General features: G+C 60.0%; 24 protein-coding genes. 11 read left to right on the plus strand and 13 right to left on the minus strand.

Annotated elements, in window-relative coordinates; all coding sequences use genetic code 11:
- Positions 1 to 34 precede the first annotated feature (34 nt).
- The 4 genes from ISM_RS06095 to ISM_RS06115 are packed head-to-tail and all read left to right on the plus strand — an operon-like array spanning position 35 to position 3836.
- Complete coding sequence (locus ISM_RS06095; protein WP_009813251.1) at positions 35 to 259, plus strand: hypothetical protein; 225 nt, start codon at positions 35 to 37, stop codon at positions 257 to 259.
- A gap of 14 nt (positions 260 to 273) precedes the next feature.
- Positions 274 to 2238, plus strand: coding sequence for a hypothetical protein (locus ISM_RS18195; RefSeq protein WP_156783326.1), 1965 nt, complete (start codon positions 274 to 276; stop codon positions 2236 to 2238).
- A 12-nt stretch (positions 2239 to 2250) separates the two neighbouring features.
- Positions 2251 to 3072: a hypothetical protein gene (locus ISM_RS06110; RefSeq protein ID WP_009813254.1), complete on the plus strand. Its 822-nt coding sequence runs from the start codon at positions 2251 to 2253 to the stop codon at positions 3070 to 3072.
- Positions 3072 to 3836 (plus strand): hypothetical protein, encoded by a 765-nt coding sequence (locus tag ISM_RS06115; RefSeq protein ID WP_009813255.1) that lies wholly within the window; start codon positions 3072 to 3074, stop codon positions 3834 to 3836. The genes ISM_RS06110 and ISM_RS06115 overlap by 1 nt, the downstream gene beginning before the upstream one ends.
- Before the next feature lie 550 nt (positions 3837 to 4386).
- Here ISM_RS06115 and ISM_RS18200 read toward each other — a convergent pair.
- Entirely contained in the window at positions 4387 to 4773 is a 387-nt protein-coding gene (locus tag ISM_RS18200) for a hypothetical protein (protein ID WP_156783327.1), read from the minus strand.
- Between the two features lie 334 nt (positions 4774 to 5107).
- Between ISM_RS18200 and ISM_RS06120 the strand changes: the two genes are divergently transcribed.
- Both ISM_RS06120 and ISM_RS06125 read left to right on the plus strand, forming a co-directional pair.
- The gene (locus tag ISM_RS06120; RefSeq protein ID WP_040618350.1) at positions 5108 to 5671 is read left to right on the plus strand and encodes a recombinase family protein; all 564 of its coding nucleotides are present in this window, start codon (positions 5108 to 5110) and stop codon (positions 5669 to 5671) included.
- A 449-nt stretch (positions 5672 to 6120) separates the two neighbouring features.
- A complete protein-coding gene (locus tag ISM_RS06125) occupies positions 6121 to 6975 on the plus strand; it encodes an SDR family oxidoreductase (RefSeq protein ID WP_009813257.1) in 855 nt (284 codons plus the stop codon).
- Positions 6976 to 6991: 16 nt separating this feature from the next.
- Here the strand turns inward: ISM_RS06125 and ISM_RS06130 are convergent, their stop codons facing one another.
- A complete protein-coding gene (locus tag ISM_RS06130) occupies positions 6992 to 7528 on the minus strand; it encodes a DUF421 domain-containing protein (RefSeq protein ID WP_009813258.1) in 537 nt (178 codons plus the stop codon).
- Positions 7529 to 7760: 232 nt separating this feature from the next.
- Here ISM_RS06130 and ISM_RS06135 point away from each other — a divergent pair, with 232 nt between their 5' ends.
- From ISM_RS06135 to ISM_RS06145, 3 genes are read left to right on the plus strand one after another with little or no spacing between them, the layout of a single operon-like run.
- On the plus strand, positions 7761 to 8351 hold the full coding sequence (locus tag ISM_RS06135) for a hypothetical protein (RefSeq protein ID WP_009813260.1): 591 nt from the start codon (positions 7761 to 7763) through the stop codon (positions 8349 to 8351).
- A complete protein-coding gene (locus tag ISM_RS06140; protein WP_009813261.1) occupies positions 8348 to 8761 on the plus strand; it encodes a phage holin family protein in 414 nt (137 codons plus the stop codon). Before ISM_RS06135 ends, ISM_RS06140 begins: the two co-directional genes overlap by 4 nt.
- Positions 8751 to 9914, plus strand: coding sequence for a DUF3618 domain-containing protein (locus ISM_RS06145; protein ID WP_009813262.1), 1164 nt, complete (start codon positions 8751 to 8753; stop codon positions 9912 to 9914). The genes ISM_RS06140 and ISM_RS06145 overlap by 11 nt, the downstream gene beginning before the upstream one ends.
- Positions 9915 to 10086: 172 nt before the next feature.
- Here ISM_RS06145 and ISM_RS06150 read toward each other — a convergent pair whose 3' ends face one another.
- Both ISM_RS06150 and ISM_RS06155 read right to left on the minus strand, forming a co-directional pair.
- Positions 10087 to 11415, minus strand: a complete 1329-nt coding sequence (locus ISM_RS06150) for a coiled-coil domain-containing protein (RefSeq protein WP_156783328.1) — start codon at positions 11413 to 11415, stop codon at positions 10087 to 10089.
- 157 nt (positions 11416 to 11572) lie between these two features.
- A complete protein-coding gene (locus tag ISM_RS06155) occupies positions 11573 to 11929 on the minus strand; it encodes a hypothetical protein (protein WP_009813264.1) in 357 nt (118 codons plus the stop codon).
- Positions 11930 to 12145: 216 nt separating this feature from the next.
- Here ISM_RS06155 and ISM_RS06160 point away from each other — a divergent pair, with 216 nt between their 5' ends.
- Positions 12146 to 12499: a PRC-barrel domain-containing protein gene (locus ISM_RS06160; RefSeq protein ID WP_156783329.1), complete on the plus strand. Its 354-nt coding sequence runs from the start codon at positions 12146 to 12148 to the stop codon at positions 12497 to 12499.
- Positions 12500 to 12579: 80 nt separating this feature from the next.
- Here the strand turns inward: ISM_RS06160 and ISM_RS06165 are convergent, their stop codons facing one another.
- Positions 12580 to 13452 (minus strand): LysR family transcriptional regulator, encoded by an 873-nt coding sequence (locus ISM_RS06165; protein WP_040617898.1) that lies wholly within the window; start codon positions 13450 to 13452, stop codon positions 12580 to 12582.
- 312 nt (positions 13453 to 13764) lie between these two features.
- Between ISM_RS06165 and purB the strand changes: the two genes are divergently transcribed.
- The gene (gene purB, locus ISM_RS06170) at positions 13765 to 15129 is read left to right on the plus strand and encodes an adenylosuccinate lyase (RefSeq protein ID WP_040617899.1); all 1365 of its coding nucleotides are present in this window, start codon (positions 13765 to 13767) and stop codon (positions 15127 to 15129) included.
- Positions 15130 to 15223: 94 nt separating this feature from the next.
- Here purB and ISM_RS06175 read toward each other — a convergent pair whose 3' ends face one another.
- From ISM_RS06175 to phnG, 8 genes are all read right to left on the minus strand, one after another.
- Positions 15224 to 16366: an alpha-D-ribose 1-methylphosphonate 5-triphosphate diphosphatase gene (locus tag ISM_RS06175; RefSeq protein WP_009813269.1), complete on the minus strand. Its 1143-nt coding sequence runs from the start codon at positions 16364 to 16366 to the stop codon at positions 15224 to 15226.
- Between the two features lie 82 nt (positions 16367 to 16448).
- Positions 16449 to 17018, minus strand: a complete 570-nt coding sequence (phnN, locus tag ISM_RS06180) for a phosphonate metabolism protein/1,5-bisphosphokinase (PRPP-forming) PhnN (RefSeq protein ID WP_009813270.1) — start codon at positions 17016 to 17018, stop codon at positions 16449 to 16451.
- The gene (gene phnL, locus ISM_RS06185) at positions 17015 to 17695 is read right to left on the minus strand and encodes a phosphonate C-P lyase system protein PhnL (protein WP_009813271.1); all 681 of its coding nucleotides are present in this window, start codon (positions 17693 to 17695) and stop codon (positions 17015 to 17017) included. The genes phnN and phnL overlap by 4 nt, the downstream gene beginning before the upstream one ends.
- Positions 17696 to 17698: 3 nt before the next feature.
- Complete coding sequence (gene phnK, locus ISM_RS06190) at positions 17699 to 18472, minus strand: phosphonate C-P lyase system protein PhnK (RefSeq protein ID WP_009813272.1); 774 nt, start codon at positions 18470 to 18472, stop codon at positions 17699 to 17701.
- Positions 18469 to 19323: an alpha-D-ribose 1-methylphosphonate 5-phosphate C-P-lyase PhnJ gene (locus ISM_RS06195; protein ID WP_009813273.1), complete on the minus strand. Its 855-nt coding sequence runs from the start codon at positions 19321 to 19323 to the stop codon at positions 18469 to 18471. Before ISM_RS06195 ends, phnK begins: the two co-directional genes overlap by 4 nt.
- On the minus strand, positions 19320 to 20426 hold the full coding sequence (locus tag ISM_RS06200) for a carbon-phosphorus lyase complex subunit (protein ID WP_009813274.1): 1107 nt from the start codon (positions 20424 to 20426) through the stop codon (positions 19320 to 19322). Before ISM_RS06200 ends, ISM_RS06195 begins: the two co-directional genes overlap by 4 nt.
- Positions 20426 to 21001, minus strand: a complete 576-nt coding sequence (gene phnH / locus ISM_RS06205; RefSeq protein WP_009813275.1) for a phosphonate C-P lyase system protein PhnH — start codon at positions 20999 to 21001, stop codon at positions 20426 to 20428. Before phnH ends, ISM_RS06200 begins: the two co-directional genes overlap by 1 nt.
- Entirely contained in the window at positions 20998 to 21441 is a 444-nt protein-coding gene (phnG, locus tag ISM_RS06210; RefSeq protein WP_009813276.1) for a phosphonate C-P lyase system protein PhnG, read from the minus strand. Before phnG ends, phnH begins: the two co-directional genes overlap by 4 nt.
- Between the last annotated feature and the right edge of the window lie 36 nt (positions 21442 to 21477).

Raw genomic sequence — 21477 nt, forward strand, 5'->3', positions numbered from 1 at the left:
TTTCAGGCGATTCTCGAATTTATGATGGTAGGCGATGACTGAAAGAGACAAACGGCAAAAATTTGAGGAACTTGCTGAGAAGCGAGTAAACAAGGTCATCAAGGATCTCCGCCTCATCGGAAACCTATCGAACAGGAACAACTATTCGTTCGACGATGGGGATGTTCGGAAGATCATGAAGGCGCTCGACGATGAATTGAAGGCGCTGAAGGTGCGCTTCACACAGGCTCGCCCATCGGAGAAAGATTTCAAACTGTAGATTAGGAACATGTAATGTGGAGCTTTCCAAAGGCTGGCCCTCAGCACAGCAATTCAAGTTCAAAACTGAATGAGTTTTTTAACGATCAGGAAGCCTCGACGGCTCTGGTTCGTGAAGCCGTCCAGAACTCGCTGGACGCGGCTCTCGACCCTGCACAACCCGTCAGAGTGCGTTTTTCATTGGCTTCGTTCCCATGGCAAACCCTCGAGCCGTTCCTCTGCACTAATCAAGCTGGAGAGACCGTCGACGACCATCTTTTGAGTGGCGATCTTGGAAAATTCGCCGGGAGCTTTGCCGGGAGCAAACTTCGTTGTTTGATAATCGAAGATGAAGGCACAAAAGGCCTTATCGGCGAAACTGACAAGAGCAACGCTCATTCGGGATCTAACTTCGTTGGGTTTTGGTGGAACGATGGGATCAGCGGCAAAGGCAAAGGATCCAGTGGTAGTCATGGAGTTGGCAAAACCACCCTGACACGTATATCGGGGATGTCTCTGTTTTTGGCGGTGACCAAACGCAGCGATGATCAAAAAAGATATCTTCTTGGGTTTGCGAACCTCCCCTATCATCGTGTGAATGGGAACAGTTATCTCGGTTACGGCAGATTTGGCCAATCCGTAAATGATGACGGCAATGAAAAGTTCATGCCAATTGAAGAAACCACTGACGTAGAAAATTTCTTATCCAAATTCTCCTTGAAACGCGATGAAAGCGGCTTGTCGGTCTTAATCCCAGGTGTTCCCAGTTCTGTCGACAGCGGTGGACTTCTTCTCGCGACAGTACGCGATTACTATTGGCCCATCCTGAAAGGTGATCTTGTGGTCGAAGTCGTCGATCGCCTTTCCGGCAAGACTACCACGGTATGCGCGGAAAACCTCTCTGAAGTGATCGAGCATATCGCGGAGCAAGGGGAGCGGCTCAGGAAAGCTGTCTCAGATACCGAACATCGGGTCAGAATTGTGCGGGAGATCCTTGAACTTAAGAAAGGAGGAAACCCAAACTGGTTTGCTGGACATGAGCCGATTATGAGTCACACAGATCTTGGCGGCACGCGGGGCGAGGTTTCCAAAGATTGCTTTTCAGAAGACAACCTCGAAAGGATGTTTTCGGCATTCGAGAGTGGTCAACTGGTTGGTTTCAGTTTTAGCCTGAAATTCCAAACAATTAATAAAGAGCAACAGGTCGGTTTGGTCGAGGTTTATTTCAAGAAAGATGACTACAAGCTGTCCGATAATGCGCAATTCATCCGGAACCAAATCATCATATCCAGACAACCCTCGAACATCCCAGCCAAGAACGTCACCTGTTTCCTGATCGCTGAAGATCGAGACATGTCGGACTACCTCAAGGAAGCCGAAGAACCGGCACACACAAGGTGGTTCCTGAATCGCTTCAATGAACAGAAGAGTTTCACATCAGATTGGGCGCTGCGTTTCGTGATGGATCTCCCTGCGCACATGTATCGCATCCTTTCCCGAGAAGACGAGGACGCCAGCACCTATGAGAATTTCGCCGATGATATCTTCTCAGTCACTGAACCGATGGGGATTGGCGCCAAGAAGAAACGCGGCCAGACGCGGAAAAAGTCGGAAGAACCTAGTGACATCCCTCCAGTGAAGAGGTCGCCTGTCATTCGAGTCGAAAGAGATACTGAGAACCCGGGCTTCGACCTGCTCCCTGTGGGGAACATTGTCGAACTGTTCGCAGAAGAGGAGATTTCTTTCCCGGTCGAGATTTCCGTGAAGGCGGCATATGTTTCGGCTCTCGGGAAAAGCAGATCATGGCGTGACTATAGCAAAATTGACTTCCAATTTGGGAAAACCATCCCAATCGAGATTTCACCAACAGGAGCGGCAAAAGTGATTTCGGTGTCGCAAAACACCTTCACTGTCGCGTTGCTCAAGCCCGAGTTTCGCATTTCGGCAAAGGGCTTCGATAGAAACCGCGACCTGCTGATCCACCCAAGAATTAAGCTGTGATGAGGTGACCCTATGACAATTCAGCTAGAGTTCAACGACACACAGAATTTCACAGGCCGAGCTCGGATCAAACAGAAAAGCGAGCTTCTTTCCTTGCAACTCATTGACCGTCAAGGAGAAACCGTCCGCATACATGCAAAGTTCGACCGAGCTGCGATAGAAAAGGAGTGTAAGCTCCATGAGGAAGAAGCTAAGGAATTCGTACTTGATGTGTTCGCGCTCGGCGACATTCGCCGACATGTGCTTCCAGAGTTCAGGTCCGAGGATGAGATCGAGCTTCGTGAGATCCCGGATGGAGCAAACCTGGAATTCCGCCTGAAGGTAATTTCACGTTCTGCAGACGCTTCAGGGAAAATCCTTGCCGCGACAAGTGGGCGTCTAAGACTCCATACTGGCAGTGGGGACGAAGGTTCCGGAGAACAGAACAAGGGTATTTTCCATCCCAAGCCCTCAACGAGCATCGGGGATCGCATTTGGCAGGTCGTCTGGGACGGGCAAGGCGACTTCGAAGTGTTCGTGCACGCCGACTATTTCCACAAATTCGTCAACGACCCCCTATTCGCCGCACATGTTTTTCCCGAGATCGTGCGAAATGTCTCTACAGGGATTCTTCTGAGGTTTGAAAGCATCAAGGACATTGATGAGGATACCCTATTGGCCAAGTGGGTGAGCTTTATTCAGCAACGGCTCGCAATACCCCTCGAGGGAGAAGACGCGGCCCATCTCAACGAGGCAGACAACATTGAGAAGCTCGATCTCGTCGAGCAGATCGTTGATGCCTTCACCAGTCAGAAATGGCGGGATGGCAAAACCCTGATTGCGGAGATCCTGTAATGGAGAGAGCACTTTGCGAGTTCAATTCAGATGGCGTGACCGCCTTTCAGGAACTGATAGACGCGGAAAGGGCGAAAGTGAAATCCTCACAGCCCGCGAAGGTTTCCGAAGACTTCTTTTCCAAAGTTAGGAAACTGGCCGGCGCCTCAGCACTGATTCATGAAGTGCCTAGTGCAAATCAAATCGATACCTCCATGGTCTTCGACACGAGATATGATTTCGGCGCCTACCTAAACCAGTCCCTTCCCGACGATTTGTCCACGGTTCAATATTCGAATGTGGGGCTATGGGCCTGGATATCGGCTGCCTACCTTCCTCAATTACTGAAGCACTCCAGTCGGGGAAATTCTCATGACTTATGGAGCACTTATCGGTATGTCCCCCTCGCCTATAGCAAGTTCCGGTACTACAGGCACCTGGCTTTCATCTCGTTCTGGCTACACAGGCAATTGGGAGAGACTGCTGCACGTCTTTTCTTGTCCCGCCCTATGTATGAGCATTCTGATGCAATTGAGCAACTCTATACGTCCGACAAGGATTTCCTGACAACACCGGCTCTATTGGAAGTGTCCGTTGAAATGTACTTGGATGCAGAGAGTGGGGTTATGAAGAAAAAAGCCCTCGGAAAAGAAACCCCGGGCAGCGCCAGACGTTTGGCCACCAAGGTGGCGAAACAGCTGCAAATGAATTTCGACATGCATTCGATGACCAAGGAGCAGGTTTATAGCCTTTTGCCTGCTGAATTTGATGATTGGAAAAAATAGTTGGTGCATACAGGTGGCAAGTTTCCCACGGGGATCGTCACTTTTCGAGTCAAGGAGCAGCACAAAACGCCGATTGTCGGGTCAACTGAACTCTCATGTAGCCATGCCAAGGTGGCCTTCCGTTTCACGGCTTCCAATCTCTTGAGATGTCTTTTCAAGGTGGCGCCGCTGCGTGTCAATGTCAGCTAGGCCTCCTGATCTTCACCTGTGCCGGCGGACTTCAGGAGGTTTCGCTTGGGCAGCACCAGTGCGGCCCTCGCGTGCCGTGAAAAGGCGATGAGCGCAGCGACACAAGCCCAAGGTTTGCCTGCAAGCCTCGCTTGGAAGCTGAGCAGCGGACGCGGTGTTTCGGCCCCTCGCACTGTGCATGAGAAATTCTTCCCACCGGCGTGAAGTCATCGCCCTTTTCCGTGCCGATGGCATTTCATTCGCGTGATCCAGCTAAATGTCTGTTCGTTGGCCTTGGATTTGACAATGGCGGCGAATGTTCAGACCGATAGCCCACACCGTGACACGCCGATCGGTGAGCAACCGCTTTGGACCGCACACTTCAAAGAAAATGCTCCTCTAAGAACTCTCTTACGGTCTCGCTAAGCGCAGCCACCTTGTTATGCGCATGACGGTAAATAAGCTGAGCTAATTCGGATTCAGGTGAGCCATCGTCTACATCTCTGTAGGGCGCAATTTTGCTAAGATTGAGCTGACGTCGAATAGTAGCTTCCACAAGAACTTCAGCTATTACCCGGCCTCTGATAATCGTACATGATTTGACATTTCCAACCGCTATCAGCCCACAACCACCAGATGTCTCAGAGGTCCATATAAAAATCCGATCGCCGGAAGAAATTGATTTGCCATTGTACATCGCACGTTCGTCGATGCGAATGTTTTTCCCCGTTGCGGTTTCGGCGGCATCTATCTTCGCAATGAAAGCCATTTTTTTATCCCTTTCCGTTATTTACGAAAGGCTATCGCCGAATGAGATAGAATAGCAACGTGGGCGTTTGAATTTCCCGTCCTAGGAAGCTGCGCTGCAGCGAACGCTTGGCCGCAAATGGCAGTTTTTCGCGGATTGTATCCATAGCTATTTATTGGAAAGTCTCTTCCATTAAGTAGCAAATGGATGCCACGGCTCGGTCTCACATAGGCAAGGCTCAAAGAGACGTCTCATGCTTTTGCACACTATTGTCTCATTAGATTGGAGTTGACCATTTGAGACGCCTCACTTAAATGGCCTAAGACTTCAATGAGACACTTTAGGGAGTTGAATGATGATTGTTGGGTATGCTCGCACCTCGACGGTAGATCAGACTGCAGGTCTTGAGGCACAGCAACGAGAATTGGCTAGCGCTGGGTGTGAGAAGGTCTTCGTAGAACAGGTTTCCTCAGTGGACGTAAGAGCCCGTGAGAGGCTCGCTGAGGCGCTCGACTTCATCCGCAAGGGTGACACCCTCGTGGTGACCAAACTGGATCGTCTGGCCCGCTCTGTGGCTCACCTGTTGGAGATTTTGGAGGTGGTAGAGGAAAAGGGGGCAGCCCTTCGTATCCTCTCTATGGGCATCGACACTGGCACTGCAACGGGCAAGCTAATGCTGACTTTGTTGGGCGGCGTCGCCGAGTTCGAGAGATCCATCATGCTTGAGAGACAGCGTGAAGGTATCGCCAAGGCCAAGGCAGAAGGCAAGTACAAGGGCCGTAAACCCACTGCAAAGGCAAAGGCTACCGAGGTGCTCGCGATGCATGCTGAGGGCGTGGGAGCCACAGAAATTGCCAAACGGCTGAGCATCGGTAGGGCAAGTGTTTATCGCATCCTTGGGGAACACAAAGCGGCTTAGGCGCAAGCGCTTGTTCTTTTTCTGGATGCCTATAAATGCCATGAAATTCCTCGCTAATATCACCCTAGGTGGATCTCGCACACTGACCGAAATTAGGAACAGAAGCTGAATGCATTTTAAAATGAAGAGTACATTTGAAAGCAGGTCCACATTTGGGTCCACATTCAGCATTTACTACCAGTCAAGCCATTGATATTTATAAGATAACAATCTGAAACAGGGCCTCTCCTGGGCACCAATTCCCCCGACACTCTCGCTGACAATTTATCAGACCATTGCGACCGCGCTCTCGTGGTCCGATTCTGCTGTTTGCCCCGCAAAACCTGACGCCCGGGCACGCGCGCCATCGGCAAAATCAGGCCCAGATCAGGCCCACACCAAGCCACCCCCGGAACTCCCCGCTGCCCTCTGCGGTTTCCCCCGAAACCTCACAGCACAGGAGACTGGCCATGCCCGACGACAGCTTCACCCCGCTCCAAAGCCCTCAGCGCCAGCCGGGGCTCGAACATGAAATGGACCCCGCGCCCGAGTATATGCCGCGCCATCTCGGCTCGGACCGGCTCAAGGGCAAGGTGGCGCTCATCACCGGCGGTGATTCCGGCATCGGCCGCGCCACCGCCGTCCTCTTCGCCCGCGAAGGGGCGCGCGTCGCCATCATCTATCGCGACGAGGAGCGCGACGCCGAAAAGACCCGCGACCTGATCGAGGCCGAGGGCTCCGAGGCGCTGCTCATCCGCGGCGATGTCGGCGACAAGGATTTCTGCCGCGCCGCCACCGATCGCACGGTCGAAACCTTTGGCGGGCTGCATATCCTCGTCAATGACGCGGGCGAACAGCACGCCCAGGACGACCCGACCAAGATCGAAGAGGCGCAGATCGAACGCACTTTCCGCACCAATATATTTGGCACGATCTTCATGACACAGGCAGCGCTGCCGCATCTCGAACGCGGCGCGCGGATCATCTGCGTGACCTCGATCACCGCCTACAAGGGACAGGATCTCTTGATCGACTACGCCTCCACCAAGGGCGCGATCCTCTCCTTCATCCGCGCCATGTCGAGCAAGCTCGCCAGCGAAGGCATCTTGGTCAATGGCGTGGCCCCCGGCCCGATCTGGACGCCGCTGATCCCGGCCTCCTTCCCCAAGGACGCGGTCGAAGATTTCGGCAAGGACGCGCCGCTCGGCCGTCCCGGCCAGCCCAACGAAGTCGCCCCCGCGCTGCTGTTCCTCGCCTGCGATGACAGCTCCTACATGACGGGGCAGGTGCTCCATCCCAATGGCGGCACGCTGATCGGCGGCTGATGCCGCCCTGCCGGGATCAGCTCTCAATGTTGATCCCGTGCACATCCTGCAAGGCGCGCCGCCCCCCGTCCCCCTCGGGCCGGGGCAGCACGCTGAGCGAGGCGTTGGTCTCGAGGATCACGCAGTGCACCTCGTCGAGGTCGCGCATCCCATTGGCCCGGATCGCCGAGAGCACCTCCTGCTTGCAGACCCGCTCGCGGCGCATCGCCTCCCAGAGAAACTCGCCCTCATGGAACAACAGCCGCGGATCGGCCCGCACCAGATCCTCCAGCGGCTGCCAACGCAGCATGGCCCAGGTGAGCAGGAACTGCAGACCGAGCAGCGTGGCAATCGCAATCATGCTCTCAAGCAGGCTCACATCCTTGAGCAAGATCCCCGACGCCATGAGCGAGCCGATCGCCACCGTCACCACCCAGTCGAAATTGTTCATCTGCGAGGTCGAGCGTTTGCCGCTCACCCGCACCGACAGGATGACGAACCCATAGAGCAGCGCCGCCGACACCACCGCCCGGACGATCTGGTGCCAATCGTCGATCAGAAAGCTTTCCCACATGCCGATCCCCTTCTGTTTTTCACCGCAGATAGAGTCTCCCAACGCATGGGCAGGCCAAAAGGTTCAGAGCAAAGTTAGAGGAACAGAAAAGCCCGCCGCCCGTTGTCCTGACACCACAGTTTCAAAAGCACGGGGAGAGACCAATGCACGGAATTTTCTATCTCATCGGGGTGATCGTCGTCGTGCTCGCCCTGCTCAACTTCATTGCCTGATCCAGGAAAGGACCTAACCCATGTCACATCAACGCAGCGGGTCCCATGATGGCGAGGACCTCAAGACCAAGGCACGCGATACCGCCTCTGCCGTGAAAGAAGACGTCACCAAAGCCGCGCAGAGCGCGGCCCGTACCGTTCAAGACGAGGCGGCCCACTATGCCGACCGGTCCAAGGAAACCGCCGCCCGCGAAGTGCGCGGCGTGGCCTCGGCCCTGCGCACCGCCGCCGACGAGCTGCGCGACGGCTCGCCGCAGGAACGCACCTTTAGCCAGCTGGCCGATGGGCTCGCCGATGTCTCCGACACGATCCGCGACAAGGATCTCGGCGAGGTCGTGAGCGGCCTCAACAGCTTTGCCCGCCGCAATCCGCTGCTCTTCCTGGGCGGCGCGGCGCTCGCAGGCTTTGCCGCCACCCGCTTTGCCCGCGCCACGGCCCGCGATCCGCAACACGGCACAGAGCAAAACTCTGACACGCCCGACCGCGCCACCAGCTTCGGCGCCGATCTCGGCCAAGGCACCGCCACCGCAGGCGGCACCGGCTCGATCAGCGAAACGGGCAGCGCGACAGGTAGCAGCGCGGCCAGCCAAACCGGAGGGGCGCGCTCATGACCCATGATCCCGACATCAAACCCACCGGCCCCAGCGCTGGCAACCTGCTGAGCGAAGCCCTCGCCCATGTCAGCGCGCTGGTCCGCAACGAGGTCGACTTGGCCCGCGCCGAGATCGACGAGAACCTCAAGACCGCGGGCGTGGCGATCGGCCTGATCGTCGGTGCCGTGGCCGTGGCCCTCGCCGCGCTCCACGTGCTCGCCGCCGCCCTCGTCGCCGCCTTGACCGAGCTCGGCATCCCCGCCGGCTGGTCGGCACTCATCGTCGGTGTCGGGCTCGCCCTCATCGCCTGGGCCATGGTCCAGAAAGGCGTGAACGAGCTCAAGCTGCGCAGCCTCGCGCCGACCCGCACCGCCAAGAATGTTCAACGTGACGCACAGACCGTTATGGAGGTCTACAATGACAAATGACACACGAAGCCCCGAAGAGATCGAACGCGACATCGAACGCGAACGTCAGGGCCTGAGCCGCACGCTCGACGAGCTGCAACACCGCTTTTCCCTCGACGGTCTCACCCATCAGCTGAGCCAGGGCCTGCGCGACCACGCCGGCGACATCGGCCAGTCCGTCTCGCAGGCGGTCAAGCGCAACCCCACCGCGCTCGCCGTCACCGGCATCGGCCTCGCCTGGCTGATCCTCGGTGACCGCTCGTCGCGCAAACACGACAGCGACGTGCGCCACTATTCGACCCTGCGCCACCATGGCGACGCCCGCCACGACGCTTACGGCGCACGCGACCGCGAGGGTGCCGCCCAAGGCGCCTCCGGCGGCTATGACGCCGACACTGGCCCGAGCTGGGCGCGCACCGAGACCCTGCCTCTGCACGGCTCACCGCGCCACGGCTTTGCCGGAACCGGTGGCATTCGCGACCGCAGCAGCCACAGCGCCGACGCGCCCGAGGGCCAATCCGACGGTCTCACCACCGCCGCCAGCGACGCCGCCCATGCCGCAGCCGACCGCGCCCGCGATCTCGGCGACGGGATCAGCTCTGCCGCAGGCTCGGCCCGCGACGGGCTGCGCGACACGGCCCGCTCTGCCGCCGACCGCGCCAAGGCGCTGCGCGAACGCCTCGCCGAAGGCACCGAGCAGCTGAGCGAAGAGGCCCGCAACCGGGTCATCGCCGCCCGCGAACGCGCCGTCGAGGCCCGCGACGCCGCCATGGCCCGCGCCCGCCAGACCCGCGAACGCGCCTCGGACCTCTACGAGGAACACCCGCTCGTCGCCGGGGCGCTCGCCGTCGCCGTGGGGGCCGCCATCGGCGCCGCCCTTCCCCGGAGCCGCACCGAAGACGCCTATCTCGGCCAACACAGCGACGCGCTGATGGACGAGGCGGAACGCATCTTCGCCGAGGAAAAGGCCAAGCTCGGCGAAGTCGCCCGCGCCGCAGGCGAAGAGGCCAAGAAAGTCGCCCGCGAAACCAAGGCTGACCTGGACGAGAACGCCCCCGGCGACAAGGATTTCGCCGACGCGCTCAAGGACAAGGCCCGCCAAAGCGGCGCCCGCGTCGCCGAAGCCGCCAAATCCGAGGCCGACAAACAAGATCTCGGCACGGTCAAACACTGAGCCGATCCGCTCAAACGCAAGGCCCCGCCATTGGCGGGGCCTTTTGTGTGGGAGGGGGGAAGTGCTCGAGGCCGATAGAAGGCAATGCGAGTTCGTGTGTTTTTTGTAACAGGTGATAGGGTTTACGGAAAAAAGTGCCCCAGCGGAAGGTCCACCCGCATCATCTTCCCATCTATTCTACATCCTTCGCCGCAGCCGCGATCTTCTTGTTGGCACCCTTATTTAGTGCGAAAGTCGGGCCATTCGGACCAATAGTTGCTGACGCGCTCATACCCATGAGGGCTGCCAAGGCTTGCGCGCCTTCTTCGAGGGTATCCTTTTTACGGGCCGAGAATAGTCCTTCTGTAACCCCCGCAATCCACTCAGGCGGAATAGCTTCGTCGTGCTCCTTACGGATTTCGAGCGCTGCATCCATTACCCACGATGCCCGCGCCATATCGTTGCGGAAGCGGAGAGTTTCCTCCTGCGATTGCATATCACGCATATAAAAATATCGCAGCCATGCCGCAGCGCTGAAGAAAGCGCCAATGGCTGTCAGTGCCAGCAAAGTTGTCTTAATAGCAGGCAAGAGCCAAGCGCTGGTCGAAGAAATATCTGCGGGCTGGTTCGTGATGGTGATATAAGCGAGCAAGGTAGCACAGAAGCCGGCCAGCATAATTGCCCAAAAAACCGCCCAACGAGTCTTGTTGAGCCCCGAGTCCACGACACGCTGCCCGAGTGTTTCATGCAAGTTCTTTTGCAGCTCTGCAAACTGTCTCCGCCGTGCATCTTTGTGACTACTGATTTCCAATTGCTTCCGAGCGGCCTCAATTTCCGCCCAGCTTTCGTCAATTTCACGACGCGCTTTTAAGAGTTCTTCTTCAGAGTGCTTTGCGGCTTCCTTGCGCTCCTGCGTGACTTCTTCGTGAAGCTTACGCCGTTCTTCCTCAAATTCGGTTAACTGCTTAGCGCGCTCGTCACTGACGGCAGCAATCGCCTTCGCGAGTTCTCTGGTAATACCTTGGTAGGTAACGCTAAACGCTTGGGACAAATTTGAAAGTGTCGGGACGAGCCCCCCATCTTCCGGTGAGACCGGCTGAAGCAGTGGTGAGAGTTTCTTATAGATCGCCTTCGTGATGGCTTCTTCGGCGGACTGGTTTATGCTCGATAATTGACTAGTCTGGTCTATTTTAAAGGTATCGACAAGATGCTCACCGCCACCTCGGATAAGTTCAAAGGTGACGCTTTCTCTCCTCGATTCTCTTCCTCGGGGTGGGACCGTTTGCAGACTGAAAATTATCCGTGCGTTATTAATCGTGAATTGATCGCCCGGTGCTTCTCGTAGCTCTTCTTCAGTTACATCCCAAGGGACGGCTGCGCTAAAGAGGAGCCTGACTTGGTGTTCTGTTCCTGAGAGGCCTTCAGCCTTGCTCAACGCTACTTGCCCAGCATCCCTCGCGTCAGCAAAAACACTATACAGGCTTTTGTCGTCGAGCCTTTTAACCTTGATTTCCGTCGCCATAATCATCCCTCTGTGAACGCACTACAGTTTAAACCGAGCTCAGCGGGCTTGGCTACAACTGCGCATCCGGAGATTGTTTGCTCGGTCGTTTTTCACTCGGCGTGGTGATGGCCCAGTTTACCCGAAAAATCCCTTCTCACACAACTGCTTCCCCCCCTCACATCACCTCCACCAGCACCCAGATCACCAACAGCCCCAGCCCCACCACCAGCGCCAATTTGGCGAGGGGGCGGCTGCCCGGGCCAGGCTCGGCGCTGGGGCTGATCGGGCGCAGGTCGGGCCGCGCTTGATCGGCATTCGGTCTCTCCGCGATCTCGGCCTCGGCCATCCGCCGCTCGGCCTCTGTGGGCGGCGCACCCCCTGCCTCGGCATCGGTGCCCAGAGGCGCTGCCGCCGGATCGGGAAAGCCCTGCTTGTCCCCCGCCTTGCCCGCGTCGATCTCCTGTCGCAGCCGGTCCGTGGTCTTGGCCGCCCCCTTATTCGCCTCTCCCGTGGCTTTCGAATTCTCTGACATTTTTTCGCTCCTTGGCAGCTTGCGGTTAACATTTGAGTCGCAGCGCCTCGCGCCCACGGCCCGGGCCCGCCCGCCGTGCAGTCGCGATACCGTCGTAATACCGACGCGATACCGCATGTCGGCCAGATGCTGCCGACCGCGCTTTGGTTCGGGTCTGTGAACGGAACGCACGGCAGGCTCATTTGTTGCCCCAGTACCAAGGAAAAGGAGGATCAAATGACCACCACAACACGTGCAACACTCGTATCGTCCTCGGATGTGAACGGCACCGAGGTCTATAGCCCCGATGGCACCAATGTCGGCACCATCGACCACCTGATGATCGACAAGCAAAGCGGCAAGGTCGCCTATGCTGTCATGGCGTTCGGCGGCTTTCTCGGCATCGGCGAAGACCACCGCCCGGTGCCTTGGGGCAAGCTGAACTACGACACGAACAAGGGCGGTTTTGTCTCCGACATCACCCCCGAAGAGGTCCAGAGCGCCCCGGATCGCACCAACGACTGGTACGCCGACCGCGCCTGGGATCAGCGCACCCATGACCATTATCAGGTGCCTTACTACTGGATCTGATAGGGCGCCGGTTCGCCCCCGCCCTGCCTCGGGCCCACCCCCGCCCCGCCGCGCGCTGGGCGGGGGATTTCGCCGTGACCCTAAGGCGTTACCGCCGCGTCCTTGGCCGCCCTCTCGAGGATCATCCCATAGAGATCCTCCACCTCGGGCCGGTTCTTGTGCAGCGATCTGTGCAGGTAATAGGACACATGCGGCAGCGACGGCAGGCCGAGTTTCGTGTCGAGAATTTCGATATCCGAGCGAAACGCGCTCTTGGTCCGCGCCGTGATCCCGATCCCCGCCTCGATGCCGAACCGGATGCCCGCCGGGGTCCGCGAGGTGAACTTCTCGAAATAGGTCCAGCCATCGAGATCGAGCGCCGACAGCGCAATCCGCCGGAACATGCTCGGCGCGTCCGTGACCACCAGCGGCAGCGGCTCATTCGGTCGATGCTGCCAGCCTTTCGCCGCGATCCAATGCACGCTGAGCATCCGCACCCGCGTCCCCTCGGTGCTCCCCGAGCGCCATGTCGAAAGGGTTAAATCGAGCGCGCCTTCTTCCAGCATTTTCATCAAGATCCCGCTGCGCTCCACCGCCAGCACCACCCGCACCCCGGGCCAACGCTCGACAAAGCTCTGAATGATCTCCGGCAGCAGGTCATTGGCAATTTCCAACGGCGCGCCGAGCTTGATCACCCCGGTGTTCTGGCTGAGCCCCGAGGCCGACATCGCCTGTTTACAAAGGGATACGATCTCATGGCTGTGCCGCAGCAAGGTCTGCCCCGCCTCCGTCAACTCCCGCCGCCGCCCCCGCGTCACAAACAGCGGCGTGCCGACGATCTTCTCCAGACTCTGCATCTGCTGCGTCACCGCCGACTGCGTCCTCCCCAACCTCTGCGCCGCCGCACTAAAGCTCCCCTCCTGCTCAATCGCGATCAGGGTTCGTAAATGCGAAAGCTGAAAATCAGGTGTCATCGGCGGCCTCAACTGTTCATTTTGGCTGATATGTTCAGTAAAAATATTAATTTTACAAATGAATCAAGCTTCCCTATCGATCCTCAATCGAATTCGCCCCTCGGGGACCGCCACAGACATCAAAGGGAGCACATGATGAACCGACTGGCCTTCGCAGCGGCACCGGGGCTCCCAACCCCGCCCATGACGGGCAAGTGATCCGGTTTCACGCCGGGCTCGAACATATCGACGATCTCATCGCGGATCTCGCGGCCTCCTTCGCGGCGGCCGCCTGATCCCGCCAACCAACACCTATCCACCGGAGAACCACTTATGGGTACAAGCGTTTTCGATTCCGTCCTTCTCAAGAATTCCTGGTCCACCGAAGAGATGCGCGGCATCTTCAACGACGAAGCCCGCATTCAGCGCTGGCTCGACGTCGAAGCGGCGCTCGCCCTCGAACAGGCCAAGCTCGGGATGATCCCCACCGCCGCCGCCGAGGAAATCGCCGCCAAGTCGAAATTCGACGCCATCGACATGGATCTCGTGCTGCATCTCCTCGCTGTGACCAAACACCCGCTGGTCCCCGTGGTGCGCGCCCTCGAACAGGCCTGCGAAAACGGCGCCGGTGAATATGTCCATTTCGGCGTCACCACCCAGGACATCATCGACACCGGCCTCGTGCTGCAGATGAAGGACGCCTATGACGTCATCCGCCGCGACCTGCTCGAAATGGCCAACCACCTGCTGCGGCTGAGCGAAGAACACCGCAACACGCCGATGATGGGCCGCACCCTCATGCTGCAGGCGATCCCGATCACCTTCGGCTTCAAGGCGGCGATCTGGCTCTCGGAAATCGACCGTCACTTGGCCCGGCTCGACGAGATTGCGCCGCGTGTCTTTGTCGGCTCGATCGTCGGCGCGGTTGGCACCAAGGCCTCCTTCGGCTCCAAGGCGCATGACATGGAAAAGGCGGTCAACACCTATCTCGGCCTCGGCACGCCCAATATCTCGTGGCAGCCCGCCCGCGACCGTTTCTACGAATTCGGCGCCGTCATGGGCGGCATCAACGCCACGCTCAACAAGATCGGCAATCAGCTCCTGCTGCTCGCCCATAATGAATTTGACGAGATCGCCGAACCCTTCGGCGAAGGTCAGGTCGGCTCCTCCACCATGCCGCACAAACGCAACCCGGCGGTGACCGAAAACTCTGTCACCGTGAGCAACACGCTCAAGTCCAACATCAACATGCTCTCGGACATCACCAAGCATGAACATGAACGCGACGGTGCCGTGTGGAAGATGGAATGGAAGATCATTCCCGAAATCTGCCTGATGCTCTCGGTGGTGCTCGCCAATCAGAAATTCGTGCTCGGCGGTCTCGAGGTGAAGAAAGCGAGCATGCTGAACAATCTCAAGCTGCTCAAAGGCTATGCGCTGGCCGAACGCATCATGTTCGCCGCCGCTGACAAGCTCGGCAAGCAGACCGCCCATGAAGAGGTCTATGAGGCCGCGATGAAGGGCATCGAGGCCGGCGTCACCTTCAAAGAGGCGCTGCTCGACAACGCCGCCATTTCCGGCGCGCTGACCGAGGCAGAGCTCGACGCGCTGCTCGATCCGACGACCTATGTCGGCGCCTCGCCCGACATCGTCGACACCGCCATCGCCGCCATCCGCAAAGAGGGCCGCATCGGCTAGGCCCGCACGTGACCTACGAAGGGAAAGGCCGGTGCTTCCCCGCACCGGCCTTTCTGTTAGCCGTAAAAACAGGCCCTGTTACAGCATAAACGCCCTAACAAACCCGACGCCCACGCACCCAGGTTTCGCGCACCACCGGCGTGCCCTCGATCCGCGCCATCCGCAACAGATCCGCCCGCGCGCCCAGACGAACCTCGCCCCGATCGTCGAGCCCGCTACACCGCGCCGGGTTGGCCGTCACCGTCTTGATCCCCCGCGCCATATCGTCCCAAAGATCGCCGAGCATGACACCGGCCGCCAAGAGCGAGCCGGGAATATAATCCGACGACACGATATCGAGCAGGTCTTTTTCCGCCAGAACCGAGGCCGCGACATTGCCCGAATGCGACCCGCCGCGCACCAGGTTCGGCCCGCCCATGATCGTGGCCAGCCCCTGCGCCCGGCTCTCGCGCGCCGCCTCTTCCGTGGTCGGAAACTCCGCCAGCCGCACACCAAGCCGGGCCGACACCCGCGCCTGCTCGGCCGTGGTGTCGTCATGGCTCGCCATCACCGCCCCAAGCCGCGCCGCCGCCGCCACCGCGCCGGCCTCATGCTTGGCCCCCAACCGCGCACTCAGGCTACGGCGGTCGTCCACATGCTGTTCAAACTCGGCATCCGACAGCCCGTGCTTGCCACAGACATATTCCTTGAGCTTGGAAATATCGCGAAACTGCCGCTGCCCCGGCGTGTGATCCATCAGGCTCAGGATACGCACCCGATCCTCCGGCCCGAACTCGTCGAGCTCATCGAGCAGCGTCTCGGAACAGATTTCCGCCCGCAGATGCAGGAAATGGCTGATCCGCAGCACATCCTTTTCGCGCATCTCCAACAGCTCGGTGGCGAGCTGCCGGGCGTATTTGCCATAATCCGCCCCCTGCCCCGACAGGATCGAGCCCACCCGCATCGCGTCGAATACGGTGGTGATCCCCGCCGCGGCGAGCTCGGCATCATGGGCGATCAGCGCCGACATATGCGGCCAGGCCACCTTGGGACGCGGCTGAATATGCCGTTCGAGATTGTCGGTATGCAGCTCGACCATGCCGGGCATCAGGTAATCACCGCCCAGATCATGCACCCCCGTGGCCTGCGTGCCGCCGCTCGAAATATCGGTGATCTCGCCCGCCTCGACCGTCACCGATCCGTGGATCACCTCATCGGGCAGCACAATCGCGGCGTTCGTAAAAATCGTCTTGCTCATCGCTTTCGTCCTTTAGTGCCGGTTGCCGCTAGCGGGTCCGTGTCACAGCCATATGACAGGGCGGAAAATTCGCGCAAACCCCTCATGCCGCCGTCTCCACCTGCCCCAGCGCCGCAAGAAGCTGCGCCACACTGTCCTTCACCCGACCGCTGTTGTCGATCTCCATGAAAGGGATGCCCTCAGGCACCGCAATTCGCCCACGTTCGAGCCGCTTTTCGATCTCTTCCGCCGTCTCGCGCCCGCGCTCTTCGAGGCGGCGCGACAGGGTCTCGCGGTCCGTGGTGATGACCACGACCCGCAGCTCGGGATAGCTCTCCATGATCTCCGGCAGCGCCTCGCGCGACCCGTTGAAAAGCACCGTCTTGCCCTCTTTCAACGCCGCAACCACGCTCACCGGCACCGCATAGCGCAGCCCATGCGCCTGCCAATGAAAGAGAAATGCCCCAGCCGCGAGACCGGCTTCAAACGCCTCGTCACTGACGCCGATATGATCCTCGCCGCCCTTGTCCTCGTCGCGGGTAATCACCCGCTTGGCCCGGACGAGCCAGGGCGCCGCCCGGCAGGCGGCATCGAGAACGGTGTCTTTCCCCGCCCCCGAGGGACCGACCACCGCGACGAGCTGCCCGGCCTTATCCAAGTCCGCCCCGCTCATGCCAGCCCCGGCACAAAGCGGGTGACATCCACCACCCGATCACAGAGCCGATCCCGCGCCGCCTCGTCATGGAAAATGCCAATGATCGCCGCGCCGCGCGCCTTGGCCGCCTCGATCATGCTCATCACCACCTCGCGATTGGCCGCGTCCAGGCTCGCCGTCGGCTCATCGAGCAACAGCGCCGGGTAATCATGGGCAAAGCCCCGGGCGATATTGACCCGCTGCTGCTCGCCGCCGGAAAAGGTCGTGGGCGACAGCGACCAGAGCCGCTCGGGGATATTGAGCCGCGCCAGCAGCTCCGCCGCCCGCTCGCGCGCCCGGCTCTCGTCCTCGCCCACGATCAGCAATGGCTCGGCCACCACATCGAGCGTCGGCACCCGCGGCACCACCCGCAGGAACTGGCTGACATAGCCCAGCACCTCGCGGCGCAGCGCCAGTATCTCGCGCGGCTCGGCCCGGGCGATGTCGACACCGCCGACGATGATGCTGCCGGACTGGCACAGGTAATTGCCGTAAATCATCCGCATTAGGGTCGATTTTCCGGCCCCCGACGCCCCGGTGAGCGCCACGCATTCCCCCGCGGCCACACGCAGGCTGGCGCCCGCCATCACCGGGATTTCTGCGCCGCCCTGATTGTGCAGGGTGAAGGATTTGGAAAGGTTGTCGATCTCGATCATGGGTCAGGCCTGCAATACGGAAGAGACAAGAAGCTGGGTATAGGCGTGCTGCGGATCGTCGAGCACCTGATCGGTCAGCCCGGTCTCGACCACATGGCCCGATTTCATCACCATGAGCCGATCCGCCAGCAGCCGCACCACCGCGAGATCATGGGTCACGAGGATCACCGACAGCCCCATCTGCCGCACCAGCCCACGCAACAGATCGAGGAGCCGCGCCTGCACGCTCACATCAAGGCCCCCGGTCGGCTCGTCCATAAAGACCAGCCGCGGCCCGGTCACCAGATTGCGCGCGATCTGCAACCGCTGCTGCATCCCGCCCGAGAAGCTCGACGGGCGGTCGTCGATCCGGTCATCGGCAATTTCGACCCGGCCAAGCCAGTCCGTCGCCACCGACCGGATACCGCCGTAATGCCGATGTCCTACAGCCATGAGCCTTTCGCCCACATTGCCCCCGGCACTGACCCCCATCCGAAGCCCGTCGCGCGGGTTCTGATGCACAAAGGCCCAGTCGGTCCGGCTCAGCATCCGCCGCTCCGGCTCGGACATGGTGACCGTATCGCGCCCCACACCCTGCCGGTCATGATAGATGACCTCGCCCTGATCCGGCGTGAGGTGACCGGCCAGGCAATTGAGAAGGGTCGATTTTCCCGACCCGGATTCGCCCACGATGCCCATCACCTCGCCGGGGTAGAGATCAAATCCCACCCCGGTACAGCCAATCCGCGCACCATAGCGTTTCTCGATATCTCGCACTGAGAGAAGAGGGGTCGTCATGCGGCATCCTCCGCCTTTGCGCCGGCTGCGGCCTCGACCCGCCCCCGGCAATAATCCGTATCCGAACACACAAACATCCGCCCCCCCGCATCATCGGTGATCACCTCATCGAGATAGCTGTCCTCGGCCCCGCAAATTGCACAGGGATGATCGGCTTTCGACGGGTCGAACGGGTGGTCCTCGAAATCGAGACTGACCACTTTCGTATGCGGCGGCAGCGCATAAATCCGCTGTTCGCGCCCCGCCCCAAAGAGCTGAATGGCGTCCATCTCGAGCTTGGGATTGTCGAATTTCGGGATCGGCGACGGGTCCATCACATAGCGCCCCTCGACCTTGACCGGATAGGCATAGGCGGTGGCGATATTGCCGTGCTGGGCGATATCCTCATAGAGCTTCACATGCATGAGCCCATATTCCTCAAGACTGTGCATCTTGCGCGTCTCCGTCTCTCGCGGCTCGAGAAAGCGCAGCGGCTCGGGGATCGGCACCTGATAGACGATGATCTGATCCTCGCGCAGCGCCTCTTCGGGGATGCGGTGCCGGGTCTGGATCACGCTCGCCTCTGCCGTGCGCTCGGTCACCGCCACCCCGGCGGTCTTCTCGAAAAAGCGCCGGATCGACACCGCGTTGGTGGTGTCATCGGCCCCCTGATCGATCACCTTGAAGCAATCCTCGGGCGTCAGCACCGCCGCCGACACCTGCACGCCTCCCGTACCCCAACCATAGGGCATCGGCATTTCGCGGCTGGCAAAGGGCACCTGATAGCCCGGGATCGCCATGCCCTTGAGAATGGCACGGCGGATCATCCGCTTGGTCTGCTCATCCAGATAGGCAAAGTTATAGTCGGTCATTCTGCGGCCTCCGGGGTTTTGCTCTGCGCCGCCTGATAGGCTTCGGCCTCGGCGCGGATCTTGCGGATAAGCTCAAGCTCGGATTGGAAATCCACGTAATGCGGCAGCTTGATATGTTCGAGGAACCCGGTCGCCTGGATGTTGTCGGCATGGCTCAGGACGAACTCTTCATCCTGTGCCGGCGCGCCTTGGTTCTCCTCGCCGAGCTCACGCCAGCGCAGCGCCCGATCGACAAGCGCCATGGAAATCGCCTTGCGCTCGGTCTGCCCAAAGACAAGCCCATAGCCCCGGGTGAATTGCGGCGGCTCGGTCTTGGAGCCCTTGAACTGGTTTACCGTCTCGCATTCGGTCACGGTGATCTCGCCGATCTCGACCGCAAAGCCGAGCTCGGGAATATCCATCTCGATGGCCACCGCACCGATGCGCAGCTCGCCCACAAAGGCATGGTTGCGCGCATAGCCGCGCTGCGTCGAATAGGCGAGCCCGAGCAAAAACCCCTCATCCCCCCGCGTCAGCGATTGCAGCCGCAAGGCACGATTGGCCGGCAGCTCGAGCGGCGCACGGGTGAGATCCGGCGGCACCGCCTCGTCCCGTGCCTCGCTCTCGATAAGCCCGTCCCGGTTGAGAAACTCGGTCACATGCGGCACCGGCCCGGCACTTCCCTCGGCCTCTTCGGCGGGCTGCGGGGCCTCCCCCTCTGCCGCCAGTTTGAAGTCGAGCAAACGGTGCGTGTAGTCAAACGTCGGCCCGAGGATTTGCCCGCCGGGCAGATCCTTGAACGTCGCCGACACCCGCCGCTCACAGCGCATCTCGCCCGTCTCAATGGGTCGCGTCGCACCAAAGCGGGGCAGCGTCGTGCGATAGGCCCGGATCAGGAAAATCGCCTCGATCAGATCGCCGCGCGATTGCTTGATCGCCAGCGCCGCGAGATCGGGATCATAGAGCGAGCCTTCGGACATCACCCGGTTGACCGCGAGCGCCATCTGCTCGCGGATCTGCGCAAGGCTGAGCTCGGGCACCTGCGGGTCGCCCCGGCGCTCTTCGGCAAGCCACGCATGGGCATTGTCGATGGCCTTTTCGCCCCCTTTGACAGCGACATACATCAGACGCCCTCCACTTTCGTGCTGCGCGGCAGGGCGGCGATGCGCGCCCCGGCCGTGAAAAAGAAATCGAGCCCCTGAGGATAGAGCAGGTGATTGTCCTGAAACGCCTCGGTATCCGGCAGCGGCAGACGCGCCACATCGCGAATACCCGGCCCGCTGATCCGTGCGCCCATGTCGGGCTCGAGCCGGTCCAGCGCCACCACCAGCGTGGTCGACCGGTCGGGATATTCGGCACTGCCAATCGGGAACTCCGCGAGCGGCAGCAGCGCTTCCCAGGTGCCAAAGGCAAAGCTCGCCTCGGCCCGCGTCTCGGTGATCGGCGCGCCTGCGTGAAAGCTGATCCATTGGCGGATCTCGGGGCTGTCCATCCGCCCGGCGAGATAGACGGGCGTATCGGGATCACAGAGCGTGAGCAGGATCACCCCCGCCCCGATCGACAGCGGCGCCGGCGGCACTGCGCCGCTCACCTCGGCAATCGTGCCGGGCCGCGCCATCACGTCGAGACAGGCGCGAAACGCCCTCGCCGCCTCGCGCGGCGCATCGGCGAACCCGCCTTGCAATGTATCGGCGCTCATGCGTCCTCTCCCCGTACCATCGTGAAAAAATCGACCTTGGTCGCGGCGGCCTTGGCGGCGCGGCGGGCGCGGCGCGCCTCTTCTTCGCGCTGCAACGGGTCGAGCAACCCGGTCTCGATCGTCGCCGCCTCATCGGTTTGCAACAGCGCATCGGCCAGCGCTGCGATCTCGGCATGACGGCGGCTGCGGCCTTGCACATAGGCATGTCCCGTGGTGCCACAGGTCTCGAGCCGCAGCGCACAGCGCGTCACCGTGACCTCGCCCATGTTGAACGCGTCGCCGGTGCCGCCCATGCGGCCCCGGACCATGACACCACCGGTTTCCGGCATCCGCGCCCAGCTAAATTCCGGCGCTTTTCCGATCCCGTCCCAGAGCGCGATAACCCGCTCTGACGGGGCCCGCGCCAAAAGGCCCATCCATGTCTGACGTTTTTTCGTCATGCGTAGACACCTTTTCAACTTGTCTATGTTATTATA

The organism is Roseovarius nubinhibens ISM (assembly GCF_000152625.1).
GTDB classification, from domain to species: domain Bacteria; phylum Pseudomonadota; class Alphaproteobacteria; order Rhodobacterales; family Rhodobacteraceae; genus Roseovarius; species Roseovarius nubinhibens.